21 protein-coding genes are annotated in these 25,694 nt (G+C 34.8%); 4 read left to right on the top strand and 17 right to left on the bottom strand.

Going from position 1 to position 25,694, the window contains the following annotated elements:
• The first annotated feature begins 193 nt into the window (after positions 1-193).
• On the top strand, positions 194-1,243 hold the full coding sequence (locus ACSBO6_RS19385; protein ID WP_498843889.1) for an NAD(P)/FAD-dependent oxidoreductase: 1,050 nt from the start codon (positions 194-196) through the stop codon (positions 1,241-1,243).
• 119 nt (positions 1,244-1,362) lie between these two features.
• Here ACSBO6_RS19385 and ACSBO6_RS19390 read toward each other — a convergent pair whose 3' ends face one another.
• Positions 1,363-1,908 carry a hypothetical protein gene (locus tag ACSBO6_RS19390; RefSeq protein WP_498843890.1) on the bottom strand — a complete coding sequence of 182 codons (546 nt, stop codon included), beginning with the start codon at positions 1,906-1,908 and terminating at the stop codon, positions 1,363-1,365.
• A 270-nt stretch (positions 1,909-2,178) separates the two neighbouring features.
• On the opposite strand from ACSBO6_RS19390, the gene ACSBO6_RS19395 reads away from it, so the two are divergent.
• Positions 2,179-2,529, top strand: a complete 351-nt coding sequence (locus tag ACSBO6_RS19395; RefSeq protein ID WP_098846310.1) for a PH domain-containing protein — start codon at positions 2,179-2,181, stop codon at positions 2,527-2,529.
• Between the two features lie 33 nt (positions 2,530-2,562).
• Here ACSBO6_RS19395 and ACSBO6_RS19400 read toward each other — a convergent pair whose 3' ends face one another.
• The 7 genes from ACSBO6_RS19400 to ACSBO6_RS19430 form a co-directional block, all read right to left on the bottom strand.
• Complete coding sequence (locus ACSBO6_RS19400) at positions 2,563-2,997, bottom strand: DUF488 domain-containing protein (protein WP_098846311.1); 435 nt, start codon at positions 2,995-2,997, stop codon at positions 2,563-2,565.
• 181 nt (positions 2,998-3,178) lie between these two features.
• Positions 3,179-4,396 carry an acyl-CoA dehydrogenase family protein gene (locus ACSBO6_RS19405; RefSeq protein WP_498843891.1) on the bottom strand — a complete coding sequence of 406 codons (1,218 nt, stop codon included), beginning with the start codon at positions 4,394-4,396 and terminating at the stop codon, positions 3,179-3,181.
• Between the two features lie 12 nt (positions 4,397-4,408).
• Positions 4,409-5,593, bottom strand: a complete 1,185-nt coding sequence (locus ACSBO6_RS19410) for a CaiB/BaiF CoA transferase family protein (protein WP_098846197.1) — start codon at positions 5,591-5,593, stop codon at positions 4,409-4,411.
• Between the two features lie 111 nt (positions 5,594-5,704).
• On the bottom strand, positions 5,705-7,162 hold the full coding sequence (locus ACSBO6_RS19415) for an NAD-dependent succinate-semialdehyde dehydrogenase (RefSeq protein ID WP_098846196.1): 1,458 nt from the start codon (positions 7,160-7,162) through the stop codon (positions 5,705-5,707).
• The gene (gabT, locus tag ACSBO6_RS19420; protein ID WP_098846195.1) at positions 7,159-8,529 is read right to left on the bottom strand and encodes a 4-aminobutyrate--2-oxoglutarate transaminase; all 1,371 of its coding nucleotides are present in this window, start codon (positions 8,527-8,529) and stop codon (positions 7,159-7,161) included. The genes ACSBO6_RS19415 and gabT overlap by 4 nt, the downstream gene beginning before the upstream one ends.
• A gap of 78 nt (positions 8,530-8,607) precedes the next feature.
• A complete protein-coding gene (locus ACSBO6_RS19425; RefSeq protein ID WP_098846194.1) occupies positions 8,608-9,978 on the bottom strand; it encodes a putrescine aminotransferase in 1,371 nt (456 codons plus the stop codon).
• Between the two features lie 71 nt (positions 9,979-10,049).
• Positions 10,050-11,543 carry an aldehyde dehydrogenase family protein gene (locus ACSBO6_RS19430; protein WP_498843892.1) on the bottom strand — a complete coding sequence of 498 codons (1,494 nt, stop codon included), beginning with the start codon at positions 11,541-11,543 and terminating at the stop codon, positions 10,050-10,052.
• Positions 11,544-11,789: 246 nt separating this feature from the next.
• Here ACSBO6_RS19430 and ACSBO6_RS19435 point away from each other — a divergent pair, with 246 nt between their 5' ends.
• Positions 11,790-11,924, top strand: coding sequence for a hypothetical protein (locus tag ACSBO6_RS19435; protein WP_498843893.1), 135 nt, complete (start codon positions 11,790-11,792; stop codon positions 11,922-11,924).
• A gap of 527 nt (positions 11,925-12,451) precedes the next feature.
• Here ACSBO6_RS19435 and ACSBO6_RS19440 read toward each other — a convergent pair.
• The 5 genes from ACSBO6_RS19440 to ACSBO6_RS19460 form a co-directional block, all read right to left on the bottom strand.
• The gene (locus ACSBO6_RS19440) at positions 12,452-14,584 is read right to left on the bottom strand and encodes a sigma 54-interacting transcriptional regulator (protein WP_098846192.1); all 2,133 of its coding nucleotides are present in this window, start codon (positions 14,582-14,584) and stop codon (positions 12,452-12,454) included.
• Positions 14,585-14,801: 217 nt separating this feature from the next.
• On the bottom strand, positions 14,802-15,050 hold the full coding sequence (locus ACSBO6_RS19445) for a biotin/lipoyl attachment domain-containing protein (protein WP_498843894.1): 249 nt from the start codon (positions 15,048-15,050) through the stop codon (positions 14,802-14,804).
• A 98-nt stretch (positions 15,051-15,148) separates the two neighbouring features.
• Positions 15,149-15,433: an SAV0927 family protein gene (locus ACSBO6_RS19450; protein ID WP_098846190.1), complete on the bottom strand. Its 285-nt coding sequence runs from the start codon at positions 15,431-15,433 to the stop codon at positions 15,149-15,151.
• A gap of 20 nt (positions 15,434-15,453) precedes the next feature.
• On the bottom strand, positions 15,454-16,752 hold the full coding sequence (locus ACSBO6_RS19455) for a Glu/Leu/Phe/Val family dehydrogenase (protein ID WP_498843895.1): 1,299 nt from the start codon (positions 16,750-16,752) through the stop codon (positions 15,454-15,456).
• Between the two features lie 357 nt (positions 16,753-17,109).
• Entirely contained in the window at positions 17,110-18,396 is a 1,287-nt protein-coding gene (locus ACSBO6_RS19460; RefSeq protein WP_098846200.1) for an APC family permease, read from the bottom strand.
• Positions 18,397-18,971: 575 nt separating this feature from the next.
• Here ACSBO6_RS19460 and ACSBO6_RS19465 point away from each other — a divergent pair.
• Positions 18,972-20,405 carry an APC family permease gene (locus ACSBO6_RS19465; protein WP_098846188.1) on the top strand — a complete coding sequence of 478 codons (1,434 nt, stop codon included), beginning with the start codon at positions 18,972-18,974 and terminating at the stop codon, positions 20,403-20,405.
• Positions 20,406-20,735: 330 nt separating this feature from the next.
• Here the strand turns inward: ACSBO6_RS19465 and ACSBO6_RS19470 are convergent, their stop codons facing one another.
• The 4 genes from ACSBO6_RS19470 to ACSBO6_RS19485 form a co-directional block, all read right to left on the bottom strand.
• The gene (locus ACSBO6_RS19470) at positions 20,736-22,157 is read right to left on the bottom strand and encodes an amino acid permease (protein WP_098846199.1); all 1,422 of its coding nucleotides are present in this window, start codon (positions 22,155-22,157) and stop codon (positions 20,736-20,738) included.
• Between the two features lie 183 nt (positions 22,158-22,340).
• Positions 22,341-22,619, bottom strand: coding sequence for a YokU family protein (locus tag ACSBO6_RS19475; protein ID WP_098846198.1), 279 nt, complete (start codon positions 22,617-22,619; stop codon positions 22,341-22,343).
• On the bottom strand, positions 22,619-24,049 hold the full coding sequence (gene kamA / locus ACSBO6_RS19480) for a lysine 2,3-aminomutase (protein WP_098846187.1): 1,431 nt from the start codon (positions 24,047-24,049) through the stop codon (positions 22,619-22,621). Before kamA ends, ACSBO6_RS19475 begins: the two co-directional genes overlap by 1 nt.
• A 252-nt stretch (positions 24,050-24,301) precedes the next feature.
• Positions 24,302-25,690 (bottom strand): sigma-54 interaction domain-containing protein, encoded by a 1,389-nt coding sequence (locus ACSBO6_RS19485; protein ID WP_098846186.1) that lies wholly within the window; start codon positions 25,688-25,690, stop codon positions 24,302-24,304.
• Positions 25,691-25,694: the final 4 nt, after the last annotated feature.

Genomic DNA, 25,694 nt, shown 5'->3' on the forward strand with positions numbered 1-25,694 from the left:
CTCCATTCATTAATATTTTAACCATTAGTGATAATGATAATTATTATCATTAGCTATTACTACGTAAATATAAGTGCATTTACTAATATTGTCAATATTAATTTTTCGTGAAGTCATTGAAAAATTCTCAAAAATGGTTTATATTTTATTGAGAATGATAATCAATGACAGAATATTCTGGAGTGAGTACATAATGAACATGAACGATCTTTATGATGTAACAGTAATCGGAGGAGGTCCTGCTGGCCTTTACTCTGCCTTTTATAGTGGTTTACGAGAAATGAAAACAAAAATAATCGAATTTCAATCTGAATTAGGCGGTAAAGTTCATTGTTATCCTGAAAAGGTGATTTGGGATGTTGGAGGACAACCACCAATCCCTGGCGAGAGATTTATCAAACAAATTGTTCAGCAAGGATTAACGTTTGATCCCACTGTTGTGTTAAATGAAAAAGTAGACACAATCGCTCGTGACGAGAATGGCAATTTTGTTTTACATACAGCTTCAGGTCAAAAGCATTATTCTAAAACTGTTATTGTTGCAGTTGGAAGCGGTATTTTAAACCCAACCAAGCTACAAATAGACGGTGCAGAAAGATTCGAAGTTTCAAATTTAAACTATACAGTAAAATCACTTAAACATTTCCGAAATAAAACTGTCATCGTTTCTGGTGGTGGTAACTCTGCAATTGATTGGGCTAATGAGTTAGAGCCGATTGCTAAAAAAGTTTATTTAACTTACCGAAAAGACGCTCTAAAGGGTCATGAAGCACAAGTATCTCAATTAATGAATAGTTCAGTCGAATGTCTTTTCAATACGTCTATTACGAAATTAATTGCTGGTGAAAATCATGAAGAAATAGAAAAGGTTGAACTGACAAATAATGAAACTGGTGAAATTTCTCATTTGGCAATTGATGAAGTCATCATAAACCACGGTTATGAACAAGATACTTCTTTATTAAATAACAGTGAAATTAAAGTAGAAATGATTCAAGATTACTATATTAAAGGGAATACAACGAGTGAAACTTCAATTGAAGGGATTTATGCAGCTGGAGACATTCTAATGCATGAAGGAAAGTTACAATTAATTGCTGGCGCATTTCAAGATGCTGCTAATGCTGTTAATAAAGCGAAGCAATATATCCAACCAGATGCTAGTAGCGCAGCAATGGTTTCATCACATAATGAAGTATTTAAACAACGAAATCGTGAATTAATTAAACAGATGATGAACTAATCTTAACAAATTTTTAGTTTTCTAATAGCTCAAAAACGAATTCTATATGAATTCGTTTTTGAGCTATTAGCCGTTGAGCAAAAAATGGAACCCCCTATAAGGATTCCATCTTCTCTGACTCATTTCCAAACTGTCATATACTTTTCCCGATATTTTGGATCCTCTTCTGTTTTAATCAATTCTAATGCTTTTTGTTTAATTTCTTCATTCTTCACCGCATCATAAAGATTTCTCATACTTTGAATGATATCGTAACGAATCAATGTATGGTTCTTTTCTTCTTTGCAATTTATGTAACGATTTACTAGATGTTCAAGAACGATTGCTCGTTGTTCTGGACCAGCTAAACCTATTCTCCATATTGACTGTAAAGTGTGTCTTGCCGTTACAAACTTTGGATCATATGTAACTTTCCAAATTTCTGGAAAATCATTTAGCATTCTCTTCTCTGGATCACTGATCGCTAAGTTTGAGAGAAATTGTGCTGCTCTTGACCTTTTGTGATTTTCTTTGTCCCGTAGATCTGTTTTTAATCGGTCCCATACTTCATACGACCAATCCACTTTGTCTTTTGTTACGGAAATAATATAGTCAAAGGCTTCAAATTGCAAATTCTTGTCTGTTGATTCAAGGTTCTCAAAATAAGTTTGTACTTGTTGATCCATACTACTACCTCTTTTTTGAATAGTAAATAATTCTATTATCTAGATGATATCATTCCCTGGCATTTACTAACTATGAAAAAAATTATCTTATCGTTCAATTTTTACGATTACTAACCATACTTTTTTCAAGTCTGTCTCCGGATTATCGTTGCATAGTCTATTTAATTAAACGTTTGTTTAGTTATTAGAATAAGTGGTTACGGGTAATTTTTAAAAATAAATGAACGATATTCAGTCCCTGTTCGTATAAGAAGTAAGGAGGGATTTTTTATGAAAACAATTTTATTTGAAAAAGACAAATTGATTATTACACTTTCTAGTTTTGAAACAATCTTAGGGTTAAAACATACAATTGAAATACCATATGGTGATATTAAGAACGTTACAATAGATGATCTCCATCAATTTCTTTGGAAAATTTATGGTACTCAAATAGGTGCAAACAAATATGGCTATTTTAAAAAGGATGGCGTGAACTATTTTGTTGCAACGAGCACTAACAAGGGGAATTTAGTATTTACATTGAACAATCACAAATACGATAAAATCATTTTAAAATTTGATCATGTTGATGATATTTTAAAGCAGATACAAGATCGTTTACGTACTCATATTAAATAGTAAGACTGTTTTTTAAGGACAGTCTTTTCAAATTTATAAATGAATAATTTCAAATCGATTATCAAATTCTCTTAAATATTCTACGACTAGTTTGCGGTGACAATGATGTGGTTTTTCTTCGCTGCATAGAAAGCATGGGACACCATTGCTTATAAAGTCGTTTATTTTTGTTTCGATTTTACGATTTTGTATTAAGCTCAAAAATTCTTTTTCAAAATCATTCCAAGAGAGTTCCTTTTTCTTAATTGCTTTTAGTAATTCTTCTGTTGGAGCTAAATCAGTATCATGTGTGTATTGAATATTTAATAAATCCATTACAAAATGTAGGTCATCCTTTTTTGCAAATCCTGCTAGTTGTGATGTGTTATGTAGTCGGGTATCAATTAGATGTGTTACGTTATTTTGTTGGAGCATTGATGTGAATGTTCTTAATGATTTTTTGGAGAATCCGATTGTTGTTATGTTCATAGCTACTCCTTTTATTTGAGTGTGGTAATTATTATTTGTTGCTTTAATCTTTCTTACAAGTCATAATCAGGTGATTTATGTTATTTAATTATTTTCTTGCAAATATCAAATTCACCTGCCTTTTACGAAAAAAAACCCAGCATATGCTGAGTTATCAAAGTTAAAAATCTCTATTTTTTTATTAAGACTTTACCGCTTCAACCGTAACTTCTTCGAATGGCCAAGAAGGTAGCATTTTTCGTAGGATTTTATCTTCTCTATAGCCAAGGTCATATTCAGCTTGCATAACTGTGTGAATTTCTCTTGTTCCTTCGTAGATAACAGGTGCTTTTGAGTTTCTTAAGTAGCGCTCTACTGGGAATTCGTTTGAGAAGCCGTATGCACCGTGAATTTGTACTGCATCATTAGCCGCCTCGTTTGCTGCATTACAAGAAATCCATTTTGCTAGTGATGTTTCTCTTGTATTTCTTTTTCCGTTATTTTTTAACCAACCAGCTTTATAAACTAATAGACGTGAAATTTCAAGGTTTGAAGACATTTTAGCGATCATTTGTTGTACTAGTTGATGTTTACCAATTTCTTTACCAAATGTTTTTCGTTCATGACAATATTTTACGCTTGCTTCAAGTGATGCTTGGATTAATCCACAAGCACCAGCCGCAACTGTAAATCGTCCGTTATCAAGCGCAGACATTGCTATTTTAAATCCTTCACCTTCGAAACCTAGTAAGTTTTCAGCTGGGACTCTTACATCATCTAAAAATACTTCACCAGTATTCCCTGCTCGAATTCCCATTTTTCCTTTAATCGCCTTTGTGGAAACGCCTTCAAATGAGCGTTCTACAATAAAGCAGGATATACCATGATGTTTTAGATCATGATTTGTCTTCGCAAAAATTAAGAAGTGGTCAGCTACATCACATAAAGAAATCCATGTTTTTGATCCATTTAAAATATAGCTATCTCCATCTTTTACAGCAGTTGTTGCCATCGCCACTACATCAGATCCTGCATTAGGTTCAGTTAATCCAAATGCACCAATTTTCTTCCCTTGTGCTTGAGGAACTAGATACTTTTTCTTTTGTTCTTCTGTTCCCCATTGTAGTAATGTCATACTATTTAAACCCGTATGTACGGAAACAGCAGTACGGAATGCGGTATCTCCTCGTTCTAATTCCTCACAGACAATTGCTAATGTGTTATAGTCCATTCCTACTCCACCATATTGTTCTGGAATACATACACCCATTAGTTGTAAATCTGCTAGTCGTTTTAAAATATTTGCTTCAAAATGACCTTTTTCATCCCATTCCTTTATGAAAGGGATAATTTCTCTGTCTACAAATGACCTAACTACTTTCCTGACACTAATTTGTTCCTCTGATAGTGAAAAATCCATTTCTATTTCCTCCTAAATTGTTTTATTTCGTTTCATTTCTTCTATTTCATTTTGAGAAAATCCTAGTTTACTTATTATTTCTTCTGTATGCTCACCATGTAAGGGTGGATGTCTTAATACTTCAATTGGTGTTTTTGATAATTTTAATGGTGATCCGACTAATTTTAGATCCTTTATAAAAGGATGGTTCACGTCCAACACCATTTCTCTCGATTTAGCATGTTTGGACTGTAGAGCTTCACTTACACTATTTATTGGACCATTTGGAATCCCTATTTCATCTAATAATTGCTTCCACTCATTTTTACTTTTCAACTTTAATTTATTTTGAATTAATTGCTCGATTCGTTTTCGATGCTGTAATCGACCAGTATTTGTCTTATATTTTTCATCCAATAAGTTGGGTTCATCAATTAATAAAGCAAACCTTTTAAATTGTTCATCATTCCCTACCGCTACGACTAATTCACCGTCACTTGCAGTAAAGACTTGATATGGAACGATATTTGGATGTTGGTTCCCCATTCGTTCTGGAACAATTCCACTACATAAATAATTACTAGCTACATTTACTAAAGCAGCTAGCTGAGAGTCAAACAATGAAATATCGATTTCCTGACCTTCTCCTGTACGATCTCGGTTTAAAAGAGAAGCAAGAATCCCAATACATGTAAATAGACCAGTTAAAACATCCGAAATGGCTACTCCTACTTTTGTTGGCGCTGCCTCTTTCTCACCAGTAATGCTCATTAATCCGGACATCGCTTGGATGATATAATCATATCCTGGTAAACTTGAATTCGACCCTTCACTGCCAAACCCACTAATAGACGCTAGTATGATGTCTTCTTTAATTTTTTTTAAATCTTCATAGGCAAATCCTAATTTTTCCATTGTTCCAGGTTTGAAATTTTGAACGACTACATCAGCTTCAGAAACTAGCCTTTTTAAAATCTCTTTACCTTGCTCACTTTTTAAGTTCAAAGTAATGCCTTGCTTATTGCGGTTGGCACATAAATAATAAGCGCTTTCACCTTCAACGAAAGGTGGCCCCCATCCCCTTGTTTCATCGCCATTATTTATGCTTTCTACTTTTATAACCTCTGCTCCTAAATCTCCAAGGATCATCGTACAAAAGGGTCCGGCTAGTACTCTTGTTAAGTCAATGATTTTTACTCCATGTAATGCACCTGGCAATTTTCCCACCTCTATTAATCTAGTTAATAAGCCAGTAAAACGATCAATCACAATAGTTGAGTTGAATGTTTAACTGGCTTACAACTGCGCTTTGTATGAACAGTAGATATATTAGATGTCTAACCCAATTGAAATATATTTAACTTCTAAAAATTCCTCAATTCCAAAGTGACCGCCTTCTCTTCCAAGACCGCTCTCTTTATAACCACCGAATGGAACTTGTACAGCAGAAGGTGTGCCATCGTTTAATCCAATAATTCCGTACTCAAGTGCTTCTGTAACGCGGAATGAACGACTTAAGTTTTCCGTATACACATACGCCGCCAGACCGTAATTTGAATTATTTGCTCTCTCAATTACTTCTTCTTCCGTTTTAAATGTAGTAATTGGAGCTAGTGGACCAAATATTTCTTCCTTCATACATGCCATTTCATCCGTAATACCCGTTAAAATAGTAGGTGCATAATAATATCCATTTTCCTCTGAAGGTTTATTACCACTATAGACAATTTTCCCACCATTTTTAGTAGCGTCTTCAACGAGCGTTTTTACCTTTTCTAAAGCCGCATGATCAATTAGTGGACCAACATCAATTCCTTCTTCTAAACCGTTACCCACTTTTAATTTTTCTAGCTCTTTTGTAAATAACGCTGTAAATTCTTCGGCTACACTTTCCTGTACATAAATACGATTTGTACAAATGCAAGTTTGACCTGCATTGCGGAATTTTGACTGAACTAAACCAACCGCTGCTTTTGATAAATCAGCATCATCCATGACAATAAACGGTGCATTTCCACCAAGTTCTAGCGAAACCTTTTTGACATTCTCTGCTGCGCCTTTCATTAGTGTTTTACCTACTTCTGTCGATCCAGTGAAAGTAATCTTTGTTACTCTTGGATCTTTTAACCATACATCGCCAATTTCAGATGACTTACCAGTAACGACATTAATTACACCTTTTGGAATACCCGCTTCATGAGCAAGTTCTGCAAGCTTTAATGCTGTTAGAGGTGTTTGAGTAGCTGGTTTAATAACCGTAGTACAACCAGCTGCAAGTGCTGGAGCAACTTTTCTAGTAATCATAGCAGCCGGAAAATTCCACGGTGTAATTGCTGCTACAACTCCTACAGGTTCTTTTCTAATTAAAATTCGTTTATTAGGTTGTGTTGCAGGAATTGTTTCCCCGTATACACGTTTGCCTTCTTCTGCATACCAAGAAATAAATCCATTTGCATAAGCAGTCTCGCCTAGCGCTTCTTTTAATGGTTTACCTTGCTCAATTGTCATTAATCTAGCAATTTCTTCTTTCTTTTCGTCAATGAGACGATACCAATTCATTAATAAATGATATCTTTCTTCTGCTGTCTTTTTAGACCAAGTTTTAAATGCTGTATGTGCAGCATCAACAGCTAATTTAGCTTCATATGTACCGCCTGTTGGAATTGCTCCTATGACTGCACCAGTTGCAGGATTTGTAACCTTCGTATAATATTCATGATCATTCCCAACCCATGTACCATCTATATACATTGGGTATACTTCATATTTCTCTTTAATTTGGCTCATGAGTTTACCTCCAATTGTAATTCTGGTACTAATACAGCTTCGATTGACTCCCTTAAAATATCAAGTCCTTCTTCAAGCTGTTCATCTGTAATCGTTAGCGGCATTAACAAACGAATCACATTGCCAAAAATACCTGCGCTTAACAACATTAACCCTCTATTGTTCGCCTCTTTTACAATCTTTCCAACTGTCACTTTATCTGGTGTTTTATCTTTTTTATTTGTTACAATCTCCATCGCACACATTGCGCCAATTCCGCGAATATCACCTATTTGTTCAAACTGTTTAGCCCATTTATGCATTTCTTCATTAACCTTTTCGCCGATTACAACAGCTCGCTCATTTAATTCTTCTTCCTCAATGATATCAAGTACTGCTAATGCTGCACGACATCCAAGAGGGCTACCAGAGTATGTTCCGCCTATTTCACCAGCATCAGAAGCTTCCATAATTTCTTTTCTACCGATTACGCCACTAATAGGTACTCCTGCACCCATTGATTTTGAAATTGTAATTAAATCAGGCTCAATTCCAAAGTGCTCAATTGCAAAATATTTACCTGTTCTAGCAAAACCAGTTTGAATCTCATCAGCTACAAATAATATGCCATATTGTGTACAGATTTCTCTAACCCTTTTTACAAAGTCAAGATCAGGTACAATAAAGCCACCTTCGCCTTGGATTGGTTCCATCACGACTGCAGCAATCGTTTCTGGTGCAACCTCTGCAATCAAAAATTGTTCAAATTGTTCAATGATAAATTTACTATATTCTTTTTCATCCATTTGATCTGGACGACGGTAAACATATGGATATGGTGCTTTATATACTTCAGGAGCGAATGGTCCAAATCCATATTTGTAAGGCTTAACTTTACTTGTCATCGTCATTGTCATTAATGTTCGACCATGGAATCCTCTAGTAAAAGAAATAATTCCTTGACGTTTTGTATACTTTCTTGCGATCTTCACCGCATTTTCAACAGCTTCTGCGCCACTATTAAAAAATGCTACTTGCTTTTCAAAACTTCCAGGTGAAAGATCTGCTAATCTTTCAGCGAGCTGAATATAAGATTCATACATCATGACATTAAAACCTGTGTGAATATAATCACCGGCCTGAGCTTGAAGCGCCCTTACTACTCTAGGATGGGAATGGCCCACATTTATCGTTCCAATTGCACCTGCAAAGTCAATAAACGTATTACCATCAATATCCTCTACTAATGCACCCTTTGCTTTTTTTACAAATGCTGCGCTATTATTACTAATCCCTTTTGGAACCACTTTATTTCTTCGAGCAACCAACTCTTGTGATTTTGGTCCTGGAATTGACGTTTGTAATTTAACGAATTTACGATCTGCCATAATTGCACCATCCTATCTATAACGATTTTTGTAATGAAAGCATGTCATGATTATTAAAGTCATGACATGCGAAAGGTATTAAACTTCAATAGTAGATAAAATCTCTTTAAATGCACTTACTACAGTATCAACTTCTTCATAGCTAATTTTTAAGGAAGGCTCGATACGAATTGTTTTTGAGTTAATTAACGTACCAGCAACTAGGATCCCTTTATCAAACATTCCTTTAGAAACTTCATAGCCAATTTCATCCTGATGGAACTCAATTCCAATCATTAAACCTTGACCACGAATTTCTAAAACTTTGTCTTCATGTCCTTTTGCTGCTTCTTTTAATTGATCTAAGAAGTAAGCTCCAACTACTTCTGCTCTTTCAGGTAATTTTTCTTCAAGAAGAACACTGATTGTAGCAATAGCAGCTGCACATGCTAATGGATTTCCACCAAATGTTGTTGTATGCATAAATGGGTTTGGGAACCAGCTTTTGAATACTTCTTCTTTTGCAACTACAGCTCCAGCAGGCATTACTCCGCCACCGAATGCTTTAGCAAGACAAATAATATCTGGAACTACTTCATATAATTCAGCAGCAAACATTTTACCAGTACGTCCCATACCTGTTTGAACCTCGTCAAAAATTAATAGAGCTCCGTACTCATCACATAGTTCACGAACTTCTTTTAAGTAGTTTGGAGGAGGAAGAATAATTCCACCTTCACCTTGAATTGGCTCAAGTATAACTGCCGCAACATCTTCACCTACTAAAGAGCAAGTTTCAAATGTTTTTCGCATCATATCAATGTCACCAAATGGTACATGACGGAATCCAGGAATTAATGGTAAAAACGGTTTTCTGAACATGCCTTTTGCAGTTCCAGATAAAGAACCTAAACTTTTTCCGTGGAATGCACGTGTTGTTGAGATAAATGTACTGCGCTCACTATACATTTTTGCAAGCTTTAATGCCGCTTCAACACTTTCAGTACCACTATTTGTAAAGAATGAGTATTTTAAATCACCAGGTGTAATTTCAGCTAAAATTTTAGCAAGCATAGCACGTAATGGATCTAATAAATCTTGGCTATGAAGTGCTTGTCTTTTTAACTGATCTGTCACAGCTTTAATAACTTTTGGATGACGGTGCCCAACATTATAAATTCCAAATCCGCCTAAACAATCAATATACTCTTTACCATTTACGTCTTTAAAACATGAGCCGCTATCAGACCATTCAACCGCTGCGAATTGACCGCCTTCTGTAACAGTTTTACGGTAAGCAAGGAAACCTGGGTTAACATGTTCTCTAAAACCATCAACTGTTTCCTTAGTGATCCATGCAGCGTCTTCTTCTGTAACAGACTCTTTTTCTATTAAACTTAAAACCTTATTAATGTACTCGGTTACGTTTTTTTCTTCACTTTTTAATTCGTTTTTTAAGTTGATACTCATTTTGTTCACTCCTATAGTCGTTTTATCTATTTTTTTCTTCCCTATTTGTCTCTTCTTATAACTGCCAAAATTTATTCTGCAAACCATCCGATTGGTTCAACTTGTAAGTTAATGTTAATTTGCTTAACTTCTTGGAATTCTTCTAACCCAAATGTACCTAAGCTACGTCCTACACCGCTTTGTTTGTAGCCGCCCCAAGGTGCTTCATTGTATGTTGGGTGGTATGAGTTAATCCAAGTAATGCCCGAACGTAGCTTTTTAATTACTCTTAATGCTTTCGCTCCATCTTTACTAAAGACAGCTCCTGCTAAACCATATACAGTGCCATTGGCAAGTTTTAACGCTTCTTCTTCAGACTTAAACTTTTGGATACACACGACTGGACCAAAAATTTCCTCTTGGACAATGCGCATATTTTGTTCAACGTCTGCAAAAACAGTCGGTTCAACAAAATAACCTTTTTCTAAACCATTTTTTTCGATTCGATTTCCTCCGCAAACAAGTCTTGCGCCTTCTTCCTTGCCTATTTGTATATAGCTTAAAACTTTTTCTAAATGCTCTTTACTAACTAGTGGCCCCATCTCTGTTTCAGCTACATTCCCAGGACCTACTTTGATTTTCTTAGCACGCTCTACAAAACGATCTACAAAACGATCATAAATAGATTCTTCTACTAAAATTCTTGATCCAGCTGAACAAACTTGACCTGAACCTGCATAGATTCCAAATAAAGCATAATCGACAGCCGTTTCGAAATCTGCATCTGCAAAAATGATATTCGGAGATTTCCCACCAAGCTCAAGTGATACTTTTTTCATTGTATCTGCCGCTGTTTTCATAATATGTTTGCCCGTTTTTGTTCCACCTGTGAATGAAACCATATCAACATCAGGGTTGGCAGCGATTTCATTTCCAACTACTGGACCAGCTCCCATTACCATGTTTGCTACACCTTGTGGAAGACCAACCTCTTCAAAAATTTCAAATAATTTCTTAGGAGTCACTGGTGTTACCTCTGAAGGTTTGAAAACAATTGTATTACCTGCCGCTAGTGCTGGAGCAATTTTCCATACACTCATTAATAATGGATAGTTCCAAGGAACAATTAATCCACATACTCCAATTGGTTCGCGAACAACCATAGCCTGCATTGGATCTGCTACATGGTAAGTAAACCCATCTGGCTTTGTAATCAATCCTGCATAATAACGAAAGCAAGCTGCCGCATCAGCAACATCAAATCCTGCTTCACGATTTGTTTTTCCATTATCTAATGTTTCAAGTTTCGTTAATTCTTCTTGATACTCTTCTATTTTGTCTGCAATTTTAAATAAGTAAGTTGCTCTTTCTTGAGCAGATAAATCAGACCATCTTCCATCATTGAATGCTTTACGAGCAACATCAATTGCTTTTTTCGCATCTTCAACAGTACCTTCGGGAGCATATGCAATGATTTCCTCATTCGCTGGATTAATAACAGGGCGTTTCTCATGATTACTAGAATCTTTCCATTCGCCATTAATAAACATCTTTAAATCAATTGTTTTAAATTGAACATCGACCATTGTATATAAACCCTCCTTAATTTCTTCACAACTTATTAGATTGCAAGAACTGTGCCAACTTTAATGCACTTAATTTATAAGGGTTTTCCTTCCATAACCTGTACATTATTATTCAAATTTGCATAACACTATTACGCTGTGCATAATCTTGGAAACTAGTAAAACTTCTGTAAACTATTTTGCGTAAAACGACATATTATGAAAGTTCATCGCATAGGCTAAAACACCATGAAAGGAGGAAATTGTATGTTGCTTGCAGGAACATGTATTGCAGTTGGACTCATCATCATATTCATGGCATCTGGTATCTCGAGGGATCAAGTTAGTATGACGGAAGTAATTGATAGTCATGTTGAAAATATAGGAGATTTAGAGAAATAAAGCATTGTCAATATAGAACAACAGAAGTCTAAGTTTATATTTGAGCAAAAATTTGAAAGATATTTACCCATGACAGGTTCATGAGGAAGGAAACTAACGAAAAATAGAAAGATACTTCCTCATAACGGGTTCATGAGGAAGGAAACTAGCGAAAAATAGAAAAGTTCTTCTTCATAACAGGTTCATGAGGAAGGAAACCAGCGGAAATTTGAAAGTTACTTCCTCATAACAGGTTCATGAGGAAGGAAACTAACGAAAAATAGAAAGATCCTTCCTCATAACGAGTTCATGAGGAAGGAAACTAACGAAAAATAGAAAGATCCTTCCTCATAACGGGTTCATGAGGAAGGAAACTAGCGAAAAATAGAAAGGTTCTTCCTCATGACAGGTTCATGAGGAAGGAAACTAGCAAAGATTAGAAGGTGCCTTACTCATATCAGTCTTTAGTGGAAATCAACCACAAATGGGTGGAGTTGACAAACTCATTTTTCAACAACGTAAAAAAAAAACGCACCCTGTGCGTTTTTTTACTTAAATGACATAAAGTCACTATTCATATTCTTTTCATTCATTATTTTTTGATACTTACGACTAACCGAGGACTGACTTATGCCTAAAACTTGTGCAGCCTTCGTTGTAGTTTTATATTGCTTCATCGCAAGCATAATCAGTTGCTCCTCAACATAATCAATCGCTTCTTGGAGAGGGATTACTTTATTAATGACTGGTTTAGATTTATTAAAGTCATAGCTATTTGGTAAGAATTGATTAACATCCTCTGCATTAATAATTTGATCTTCTGCAGAGACGACTAATCTTTCGATAATATTTTGAAGTTCTCTGACATTCCCCGGCCAAGAATAAAATTCTAATACGTTAATTGCATCTGGAGTAAGATGAAAACTCTTATTATATTTTTCATTTAATTGCTGTAAGAAATGGAATGATAATAATGAGATATCTTCAATTCTTTCTCTTAACGGTGGAATATTTAAAGGTATAACATTTAAGCGATAATATAAATCCTCTCTAAATGTGCGTTCTTCAACCATTTTTTCTAATCTTTTATTTGTGGCTGCAATAATTTGTACATTTACTTTAATAGGCTTTGTACTTCCAACAGGAATAACTTCTTGTTCTTGAAGGACTCTTAGCAGTTTTACTTGTAAATGTAATGGCATTTCACCAATTTCATCTAAAAATAAAACGCCTTCATCTGCTTGCTTAAAATAGCCGTCCTTATTTTGATCTGCCCCTGTAAACGCTCCTTTTATATAGCCAAAAAGCTCACTTTCCAATAGATTTTCAGGTATTGCACCACAATTTAATTTTAAAAACGGTTTTGAAGAACGGTTTCCTAATTGATGAATAGCCTGTGCAATGACTTCCTTTCCTACACCAGACTCCCCGTGCAGTAATACAGTGGAAGAAAAATCAGCTATTTTTTTCGCTTGATTAATAATTTGCTCCATTTTAGGACTACAGTAAATCAGTTTTTTAACAAAACGGTCCTTACTCTTTATATCTTCAAGCTCCTTTTTATATTGCTCAGAAATCTTCTTCATTTCTTTTAATTCTGTTTTAAGACGTGAAGTTTCTGTAATATCTCTAGAAGCAATAATTATCCGCTCAATTTCCATATTCTCATCAAAAACAGGATTTCCTACCGCAAGTACTTTACGTCCATTAATTGTTTCTTGAACGATCGATACTTTCTTCCTTTTTTCTAATACTAGTTTTGTAACAGATGGCGTAAAAAGTCCTTGGTTTTCGAATTCTAAAATACTCTTTCCAAGCAATTCCTTTAAATCTACATTCCAAAATCCAGGAATGATATTTTCACTGTAACGAATTAGCTCACCCTTATGATTTACTACAAGTATTTCATCATAAATACTTGATAAAATGGCATTCAAATCTTTATTTAAATCTTTTACATATTCAATTTCAGAGGCCATTTCTTCCACCATTGGGAGATCTTGTACGACAATAACCACTCCTTCAACCTCGTTATCTACGAAAATTGGGCTATAATCAACAAGAACACCCATATCATCACTAATTTGAATCTGATTAAGAATGGTTTTACCTGTAGCAAATACATGATCAACTTGTTCACCACTAAAAATAGTTTCAGCCTTTGTATTAATGACCTTTTCCGATGTTGATTTAATCATTTTTAATCCGGCGTCATTGCAATTTACAATAACTTTATTTTTATCAACTACAAACGTTCCCATCGGTATCGATGTTAAAATGCTCTTCAATAAATCTACACTTTTATTTTCTTGTTTGAACAACTCCGCTAATATATCTTCACGAAGTATGTAACCTATTGGCATATCTTCTTCTTCTTTTACAATCGAGATCGGTTCACCAATAATTTGAAAAAGAGTCGTTAATGAAATTTGCCCACTTAAGCGACTAACACTATTTATTGATTGAGAAGAACTAGTAATCTTAGAAATTGCTATATTTTTCTTTTTATTACTACCTTGAGTAATATTATTTAATTGAACATAACCAAAAATCTGATTTTGTTTACGTAAAAATAAAAAGGGTTCATTTATATTGGATAAATCGATTTCATCATTTTCTTTATATTGATCGATATCAATTGTGATGACTGGTCTTATTTGTTTCTCATTTATTGATAACACTACTTTCCCCCCTTATGTCTAAACCGTTATACATTCCTATTTTAACAGAGTTTTTTAATTTATCGTAAAAATCTAAAATTATAATTTACTAATCTATTTTATAAAAGCAAAAATAAAGGGCAGTCTCTTAAGTCTATTCGACCAGAGATACCCTTTATTTGTTAGAGAAGAGGATGCTTCTTAGAATTAAATATATCATCCTTGCCTAATGCATTATTCAATCACTAGCAGTAACAAACAAATCCTCTTTAACATACGCAAGAACCATCCCAGGAACGATCTTGTCCCCAACTGAGACCTCTAATGAAACAACTTCACCACTTATTCCTTGATGAATAACTTTTGTAGTTCCATCTGTCGTTTTAATAAAGAATAACGGCTCCCATTCATAAATTCTCGAATCTTTCTCAATAGCAGTTCCTTCAACTGTTCCATGGTAGTCACTGACAATGACTCCATAATACATAAAACTCACTCCTTTTTTTCAGCGAAGAAGGTGACTCGCGTTTGTCTTCTATTAAAACTTAACAATCGGCGAGTTTTCTTAAAATATATGGCCTGATTTTATAACTCGCAAATTTGTTTTGATGGTAAAACCATGCTAAAGAAATGTTGAATTTCAGAAATATCCTCCTCGGCAATACCTAACTTAGGAGCCCAATAATGTTCAGAATGAAGATCTTCTAAACATAATAACGCCATTTTACTAGATTGAATTGATGTGACCATTGATTTACCATAAAAGTGGCTTGAAAAGGCAATTGATAAATCATAACGATTGTTCTGCGTTAATAAACAATAATGGTGTGCAAGTTGTCTTTCCGTTGATTCAGAAATAATATCAATCATTCTAGATCTCTCCTTTTGTTTTAAAATTTTACCCAACCTCTCAAGCGACAAGCTTCAGCAATTTTACGAATTCCTTCGATATAAGCTGCTATTTTCATGTTTACATTATATTTTTGTGATGTTTTATAAACTTTTAAAAAGCTATCTGTCATTTTTTCTTTTAATCTCTCATCTACAGTACTCTCAGTCCAATAATAACCTTGCATATTTTGACACCACTCAAAATAGGAAACAACTACTCCACCTGAGTTGGCTAAAATATCGGGAACGACTAAAATCTCTTTTTGATCAAGGATTTCTAGCGCTTCTTTAGTAGTCGGTCCATTCGCTGCTTCAACAACAATCTTACATTTCAATTTATCTGCATTTCGGTTATTAATCACACCGCTTATTGCTGCTGGTATTAAGACATCACATTCTTTTTCTAATAACTCTTGATTAGAAATCGCATTTTTAAATAGGTTAGAAACAACCCCAAACGAATCTCGATTGTCTAATAGATATGGAATGTCTAAACCTTTAGGATCATAGATTGCTCCAAGTACATCTGAAACACCGACAACCTTTGCCCCAGCTTCATATAAGTATTGTGCTAAATAACTACCAACATTTCCAAATCCTTGAATAATGACTTTCATATTTTTAATTTCGATTTTTTGTATTTCACTAATTAGCTCAAGAGCATAAAATACTCCTTTTGATGTTGCCGTCTCTCGACCTACTGAACCTCCTAAAGTTATCGGTTTACCAGTGATAAAGCTTGGTGAATCAAACTCTCTAATATGGTCATATTCATCTAGCATCCATGCCATTACTTGTGCGTTTGTATACATATCAGGTGCAGGAATATCTTTAGTAGGTCCTACAATTTGGCTGACAGCTCTTACATAACCTCTACTTAACTTTTCTAGTTCATTCATACTTAATAGTCTTGGGTCACAAACAACTCCACCTTTTGCTCCACCATAGGGTAAATCAGTAATACTACACTTTAAACTCATCCAACCAGCTAATGCTTTTACTTCCTCTGGCGTTACATCAGGATGAAATCTAATTCCCCCTTTTGTAGGTCCTAGTGCATCGTTATGTTGAGCTCGATACCCTTGAAATACTTTCGTCTCCCCATTATCCATTTGAACAGGAATACTAAATTCTAAAAATCGCATTGGTGTTTTAAGAAAATCAAATACTTGGCTCGGATAGTTCATTATGCCGATTGCTTCATTTAATGTTTCTCTAAACTCTTGAAGCGAATCATCTATTTCTACTTGTTCACTACTCTTTTCATTTTGTTCTACTTCAGTTAATTTTGAACTCATTTTACACACCTCATTAGTTATTTTTAAAAATGTAATAGCAAATCCTGTGCCAACTTGAATTGAATCCATTAATTTGTGAAGTAGTAAAATTGACAAAAGCTTATTTAGAAAGGCTATTACAAGGCTTTGATTCCTTTTTATTTTTTCAAGTAATACTTATATATCGTTTTTTTCTCAGGTAACTAGATTCAATCCAATAGAGGAAATATGATTAGATGCATGAATTATTCAATTTTGCATTAAACATTATTCAAAATTGAATTCCTTCATTTCACGAGCAAAGTATCATGAAATGATTCAAACAAAAAAAGCCACAAGGAAATTAAATTACCTTGTGACTTTTGGTCATATTGTTTATTACACCACAACTTCTTCTTCATATTTAGGAGGTGCAATTTGGAATGCCTTAGTAAGATAAATTAAGTATACTAAACCAACTACGAACCAAATTGATCCCATTATTAACGAGCTTTTTTCAATGTTAAACCATAGGATTGCTACAGATGCAGCTCCTAATAAAGGTAAAAGCAAGTAAGAAATGAAGCCTTTGACTGATCTATGCTTTTTCCGAATGTAAAAATGGTTGATAACAGATAAGTTAACAAAAGTAAATGCCATTAATGCACCAAAGTTAATTAATGAAGTAGCTGTTACCAAGTTGAAAAAGATTGCTGATAATGAAATCACCCCAACGAAAATAACGTTAAATGCTGGTGTTTTCCATTTTGGATGAACGAATCCAAACCATTTATCTGGGAAAACCTTGTCGCGCCCCATTACATATAACAAACGCGAGACACTCGCATGTGACGCCAATGCAGAAGCAAGTGTATTAATAAAAGTAATGCATAAGAATATTGATTGAAATAATTTACCACCGACATATAATGCAATCTCTGGCGATGCAGCATCTGGATGCTTAAATCTAGATATGTCCGGATAGTATAATTGAATGAAAAATGCTGTAACTGTAAAAATTACGCCTCCCCAAAGCGCTGTGTATAGAATTGCTTTAGGAATTGTTTTTGCAGGGTTTATTGCTTCTTCTGATAAAGTTGAAACGGCATCAAACCCTAAGAATGAGAAGCAAAGAATCGTTGCACCTGTTACTAATGTGCCAAAATGCATTCCTTCATTAAAAAGTGGTTGGATACTGAATCCACCGTATCCTTCACCATGATGTAGACCTTGGATTACTAGAATGATAAAAACAACCATGATCGCAAGCTGAACTAATACAAAGAGAGTATTAAAATTGGCGAGCATATTGATACTTCTTAAGTTTAATAATGTAACTAATCCAACAAATAAAATTACCCAAATCCATGTTGGAACATTAGGAAAAAGTGCATTTAAGTAAATTTTCGTTAATAGAGCATTTACCATTGGTAAGAACAAGTAATCTAATAATGATGACCATCCAACAAGAAAACCTAAGTGCCCACTAATCGCTTTCTGGGTGTATGTGTATGCAGACCCAGCTTCAGGAAATTCTCTTACAAGTTTGCCATAGCTTACCGCTGTAAATAACATTCCAATTAGAGCTACTATATATGCAGTTGGTACGTGACCATCAGTGATATCAGATACAATTCCAAATGTGTCAAAAACTACCATAGGAGTCATATAAGCTAACCCCATCATAACTACTTGCCATAACTTTAAGGATCTCTTTAACTGTGTTTTATTTTCCACCTATCATATCCCCTTCGTTTTAGAATAAGCGCTTACAATATTGTTGATTCTTCCTTTTAATTCTTACTTTCCCGACAGAAACCTCCTTTTTTTGAATATTTAAACAAGTCTTTTTTTTAAATTTGCAAGTTTTATGCCAAATTATTAATTTTATGTAAACGTTATAAAGAACACCCGCTATAGCTTTGAAATGATTAATTTCAATCGAAAAAGCAAAGTGAATGTCACTAATTCCTACGTTTATGATCACCCTGGTTGTTATTCACTACTGCATACATTATTCAAGTCCTCATAAGATTTACGTCTCTATTTATACAAATCTCTTAAATTACTTATATCTATTAGACTGGCATGGAAGTTGCATTGTTAAATAGAAAATACCAATTCTGCCCAATTTTAGGTCCGAATAGAATATGTAGGTTTTGTATTTAATCGATAATAAAACTTTTAGTTAAGCAAAAAGGACTAACTATGAGTTTAATTATAAGAAAATTCTGTAAATAAAATTTTGGAGGAGATGATTTATGAGTAAACAAGGTATTGATTCAGATGCTTTACAATCGTTTAACTACAAGCAGGAATTACAACGATCATTAAAATTTTTCAGTTCATTTGCAGTTGCGTTTTCATTTATCTCGATTACAACTGGTATTTTTAGCTCTTATAGTCTTGCTTTAGGAGCAGCAGGACCTGCTGGAATTTGGACGTGGCCATTTGTCATGGTGGGACATTTACTTGTTGCTTTAATATTTGCAGATTTATCTAGCAAAATTCCTTTAAGTGGATATGTTTATCAATGGGTTAGCCGCTTAACGAATCGGGGATTTGGTTGGTTTACAGGTTGGGCAGCTTTATGTTATTTAATTATTGTTGTACCAACTGTCGATTATGGAGTAGCCCCAATTTTTCTTGATTTAATTGGAATTAAGAGTACTACTACCGTTCTTACAACCGTCGTAATCGTGACAATCATTATTCAAGCATTATTAAATATTTACGGAGTAAGGATTGCTACAATCATTAATAATTCAGCTGTCTATACAGAAGTAATCGGATTTATTGGCATTATTATTATTTTAAGCTTTGTCTTATTTTTCAAAGGAGCAGATTTTTCATTATTAACTTATACAGCTCACAAGGTCGGTTCAAATGGTAGCTATTTTACAGCATTTGTACTAGCAGTCGTAATGGGCTCTTATACATTAGTAGGCTTTGAAGCAGCAGCAAATCTAGCAGAAGAAACAGTTGATGCGAATAAAACAGTACCTAAAGCCATTGTTTTCTCAATGTTACTTGCAGGTGTAATTGGATTTATTTTCTTGATCATTGTTACTTCAGGTATTAAAGATATTAATGGCATCATGGCTTCCGCTTCCCCTATTTCTGATATTTTACAATCACGTTTGGGCACTGCAGTTGCTGATTTCTTCCTTGCATTAGTGATTGTCTCGATTTTTGCTTGCGGATTAATCATTATGGCTTCTGCATCTCGACTTATTTACGCCCTTTCGAGAGACAATGTGTTTTTTGCTTCAAATGTATTTAAAAAGGTAGATAAAAAACATAATGTACCGTACAATGCGATAATTTTAGTTTCTGTATTAGGCATTATAGCTGTATTCTATTTTGGTAAGCTATCATTATTGATCGGTACTTCTGCGGCACTTCCAGCCATCATATACTTAATTACTGTAATCGCATACGCTACTAAAATTAAGACCTTACCGGATACAGATGGTTTTAAGCTAGGAAAATGGAGACTGCCTGTTACGATTCTTGCGATTATTTGGTTAGTATTTGAAGTTGGTATTTTAACTCTTCCAAAAGACTTTTTACCAACAACTAAAGTAATACTTTATTTATTTCTTGCTGGAATTGTTATTTATTGGGCTCTTTTCAGATCTAGAATACAGGAAGGTAAAATTGGTATTCATTTAGAGAAGGATTTAGACACGTAAAGTAAGTTATTACAAAAGTAAAGCCGATTCTCACTATATAGAGGATCGGCTTTTACTCTGTTGAAAAATAAACCAATTTTTCGTATAAGGAGTCTATTCAGGATGATTTCCACTTGGGGTGCTTGCTTTCCATTTGGCGAGATAATTGAATTTCCCGTCACCTTCTTTCCTGTTATGTCTCAGCGTTCTCATATTTACCATAAGAGTTATGCAGGATACTGAATTTTCAGATAAAAAAGAGATGCTAATTCAAATACGAATTACATCTCCATACAATTTACTATTCGATTAAAAGCTAGTTCCATTATCTATAAAACTCTGCCGTCATGCTTAATTCTCGAAATCACACTCGCTAAGTGGAACAATTTTTGTTCTTTTTATCAGTTTATATCCGATCAACAAAACAAGGAATAATGGCAGACCTATATAGGAAACAAGTACTCCGTTCCAGTCAATTTTATTTCCCATGAATGCTGAATAGTTTTGTCCAAGTATAACGACCCCACATAGTACGAAAGCAAATATTGGTCCAAATGGGAACCACTTTGCTTTATATGGTAGATCATTTAAATCCTTCCCTTGTGCTACAAAGGCTTTACGGAATCGATAATGACAAATCGCTATGCCAAGCCATGCAATAAAACCAGACATACCTGATGCATTAAGTAACCAAATGTAAACAACCCCATCACCGTATAGAGAAGCTAAAAAAGCTAATGTACCGACTGCGGCTGTAATGATTAGTGCATTAACAGGTACACCCCTTTTATTTAACTTACCTAATGCTTTTGGAGCTTTCCCTTGACGAGCCATGTCCCAAAGCATTCGTGCTGAAGCATACATTCCTGAGTTTCCAGCTGATAAAATCGCCGTTAAGATAACTGCATTCATGACAGACGCTGCAAATGCAATGCCAGCTTTATCAAAAACTAATGTAAATGGACTAACAGCTACATCGCCACTTGCTAGATTGTCATTTGTATATGGTATTAGTAGACCTATTACAAATACAGACAAGACGTAAAATAATAAAATACGCCAAAATATTTGACGAGCCGCCCGAGGTATATTTCGCTCTGGCTCTTCGCTCTCACCAGCTGCTACACCTAGCAACTCGGTACCTTGGAAAGAAAATCCAGCTGCCATAAAGATTCCGAGTGTCGCCATAAATCCTCCATGAAAAGGAGCATCGCCAATTGTAAAGTTTTTAAACCCTACTGCTTCTCCACCAATAATTCCAAAAATCATTAAAAATCCCGAAATTAAAAAAATGATGACTGTAGCAACTTTAATGATCGAAAACCAGTATTCAGACTCCCCAAACCCTTTAACAGACAGATAGTTTAATAGAAAGATAATCGCTAAAAATAATGAACTCCATAAGAGTGAAGATGTATGTGGTAACCAGAATTTCATAACCATCGTAACTGCAGCTAATTCTGCTGCTATTGTAATTGCCCAGTTATACCAGTAATTCCAACCAAGTGCAAAACCAAGTGCAGGATCAACGAATTTTGTTGCGTATGTACTAAAAGATCCTGCAACTGGCATAAATGTTGCCATCTCAGCAAGGCTTGTCATTAAAAAGTACACCATGATTCCAATCGCTATATAAGCTGCAAGAACTCCACCTGGTCCTGCATTATGGATTGCTCCTCCACTTGCTAAAAATAAACCTGTTCCAATTGTTCCTCCTAGTGAAATCATTGTAATATGACGAGGTTTTAATCCACGCTTTAACTCTTGATGCATAGAAGGAATATGATTCTCTGAATCAATGACTGTTATTGTATTTACCGTATTTTTCATTAAAATACTCCTTTTCAGTCGTTTTTTGGATTCGATAATTTTTCTGCTTTTTTCAAACATCTATCTGTTGATCAGGAAAAGTTTGAACAGTAGAGAAAATGAGAAGCGAATATCGCTTCTCATTTCTTACTTGGAAAAGTCAAAATAATTCCTCTTTAATAATCTTTGTTGCTCAAGCAGTCCATGATACGAAGTTGTTTTACCAAGTAGCTTCGTGTCGATTAAGTATAATTGCTCCTCAATTGCATTAACAGTGTCATCTGTTTGATATGTTATTTTACAATCTAAGCAAACGATACATGGTGTTTCTTTAATCTCAATTGCCTTTGTACCATCTGGTAGTTCCCAGTAGACCGTATTTGTTGATTCAACTATGTTAGCAGACTCACACCACTGACATTTCATCATTCAGCGTCTCCTTGCGCACTTCCTACTAGCTTTTCACTAACTTGGATTTTTGTAAGCTGTGCTTGGAATTTCTTTTCTTTTAACTCATCGCGTTTTTCACGCTTATCTTTCAAAGAAGCATGCTCTGGGTTTGTTGAGTATGTTTTACGAACTTCCATACGTTGTAATCCTTCAGGTACAAGATTGAATTTTGTTTCATTCATTAATCCAGCAATACCTGCATTTGAACGTTTTTCTTCCATATTAGGATAAATTTCTTTAAAGTAAGCTTCCGCTCGACCTGGTACGTAATTTTGTGGTTCCGGATAAGTAGTAATAACACCTTCAAAATTACGAAGAACTACTTTGTCAGCACTTTGAGAAATTAAGTAATTTGGTTGAAGCGAAATTTTTCCTCCGCCACCCGGTGCGTCTACTACAAATGTTGGTACCGCATATCCAGAAGTATGGCCGCGTAAACCTTCCATAATTTCTAAACCTTTTGAAACAGGTGCACGGAAGTGTCCAATTCCTTCTGATAAATCACATTGATAAATATAGTATGGACGAACACGAATTTTAACTAAATCATGCATTAGCTTTTTCATAATTGGTACACTGTCGTTAATTCCAGCCAAGATTACGGCTTGGTTTCCTAATGGAACACCGGCATTCGCAAGCATTTCGCAAGCTCGTTTTGAATCCTCTGTAATTTCAATTGAAGTATTAAAGTGAGTATTTAACCAAACTGGATGATATTTCTTTAAGATATTACAAAGGTTTTCAGTAATACGTTGTGGGAATACGACTGGCGCCCTAGTACCAATACGGATAATTTCCACATGTGGAATTTCACGTAAACTTTTTAAAATATACTCTAAAATATTATCGTTAATTAAAAGACCGTCTCCACCTGAAATAAGTACATCTCGTACTTGCGGATTTTTGCTAATGTAATTAATAGCAGCATCAAGCTGTTTCTTTGGCACTCCCATTCCAATTTGTCCTGAGAAGCGGCGTCTAGTACAGTAACGACAGTACATTGAGCATTGATTTGTTACTAAAAATAGAACTCGATCTGGATAACGATGTGTTAAACCTGGTACAGGAGAATCTTCATCTTCATGAAGAGGGTCTTCTAGATCATACTTAGTTTTATGAATCTCCGCAGAGATCGGAACTGACTGCATACGAACTGGACAACGTGGGTCATCCGGATTCATTAACGATGCATAATATGGAGTAATGTTTAGTGGAATTGTTTTTGTCGCAATTCGTACCCCATCTTCTTCGTCTGGCGTGAGATTAATTACTTGCTTTAACTCATCCAATGATTTGATGGTGTTTGTAAGTTGCCAAACCCAATCATTCCATTGTTCATCTGTTACATCTTTCCATAATTCAATTTCTTTCCAATGTCTTTTTGGAGCATAGACTGCATTTACCATACTTACATCCCCTTTCAAACTGTTTGCTTTATATGTAGCAAGACCCGTGCCAAAAATTTACAAAACTTTTGTAAAAACGTCACAAATATAGAAAATTCAAACTATTCAGCCTGTTAATTTATTTTTTAAAGTTAAATTCTTACGTTGGGATCTACTAAAGATGAATCAAACAGAATAAAACCGCCTAAAATTAGGCGGCTTGGTTATTGAATGAAGTGCTAAAACTAGTTTTTTTAGAGAATAAAATGTAGTTTATACTACGATATTTAACTTTTGAATTTTATACTGAAGGGTTTGCCTAGGTATTTCAAGTAGTGCTGCAGCTTGTTGAATATTAGAATTCGTTTGTAGCAATGCTTGTTTAATAAGTGAAATTTCCATTTCCTGCATTGCAGTACGTAAAGGCTGAACTCCTTTTGTTTCAGTACTTTTCTTAATTTGTTGTAATTGAATCGGAAGATGTTTAACTGTTAGCGTATGCCCTTCTGCCATAATCATAGCGTGCTCAATCGTATGCTTTAGTTCTCGGACATTACCTGGCCAATTATATTGGTGGAATAACTCAAATACAGTATGTTCTACATTTCGGATATTCTTTGAAAAGCGTTCATTAAATTGTTCAACAAAATGGGACGTGAGTAGCTCGATATCATAATTCCTTTCCCTTAACGGAGGGATAAACAAAGAAAACACATTCAAACGATAATACAAATCCGGACGCATAATCCCGTTTTGAACGCAATCTAATGGTGATTCATTAATTGCAGCGATTACCCTTACATTAACTTTACGAGTCTTTTGATCACCTATTCGTCGAACAACTCCATCCTCTAGTACTCTCAGTAGCTTGGCTTGGAGCTCTAATGGCATTGAATTTAGTTCATCTAAAAACAAGCTTCCACCATCAGCAAGTTCAAATAATCCTGCTCGATCAATCGCTCCTGTATAACTACCTTTTGTCGTACCAAATAGTATACTCTCCAGTAATGATTCTGGTAAAGCAGCACAGTTTTGCGCAATAAAAGGCCCTTCACTTCTGTTTGAACAATGGTGAATTGACTGTACGAAAAGTTCTTTCCCAGTTCCAGTTTCACCAACTACGAGTACTGCTGAGTCGGCATTTGCTACCTTTTCAACTTGATTTTTAACGGCCATTAATGCAGGGTCATCTGTTAAGATATCTGAGATCGTATAAGAGTGAACTTGTTTAGCTTTTCCTTTTTTTACTTGCGGTTTAATTCTTGCTTGTAGGTCTAAAACCTTCTCACCGAGCGATTTAATTGTAGAATAATCCTTTGCAATTTCAACAGCACCGATCAATTGATCATCCAAAATGATTGGAATTGTCGTGTTAACCGTATCGATGAATTGGCCTTTAATATTTTCATAGCGTTGGGGCTGTTGAATAATTGCCTGCTTTGTTTCTAATACTTTCAATAAGGTACTTGTTTCTTTCGTTAAAGAAGGGAAAGCTTCTAGTACATGCTTCCCCAGAACTTCTTCAACTGAAACACCGTCATGGTCAGCCGCAACTTGATTATAAAATATCGTCATTCCATTCTTGTCGACTGCGTGAATTGCTTCATCGATACTATTTAATATGGCACTAATCATTTCATTAGTTGGAATTGTTGCGTTCATTCAT

It is taken from the genome of Bacillus sp. AL-1R, assembly GCF_052180195.1.
Classification (GTDB): Bacteria; Bacillota; Bacilli; order Bacillales; family Bacillaceae_G; genus Gottfriedia.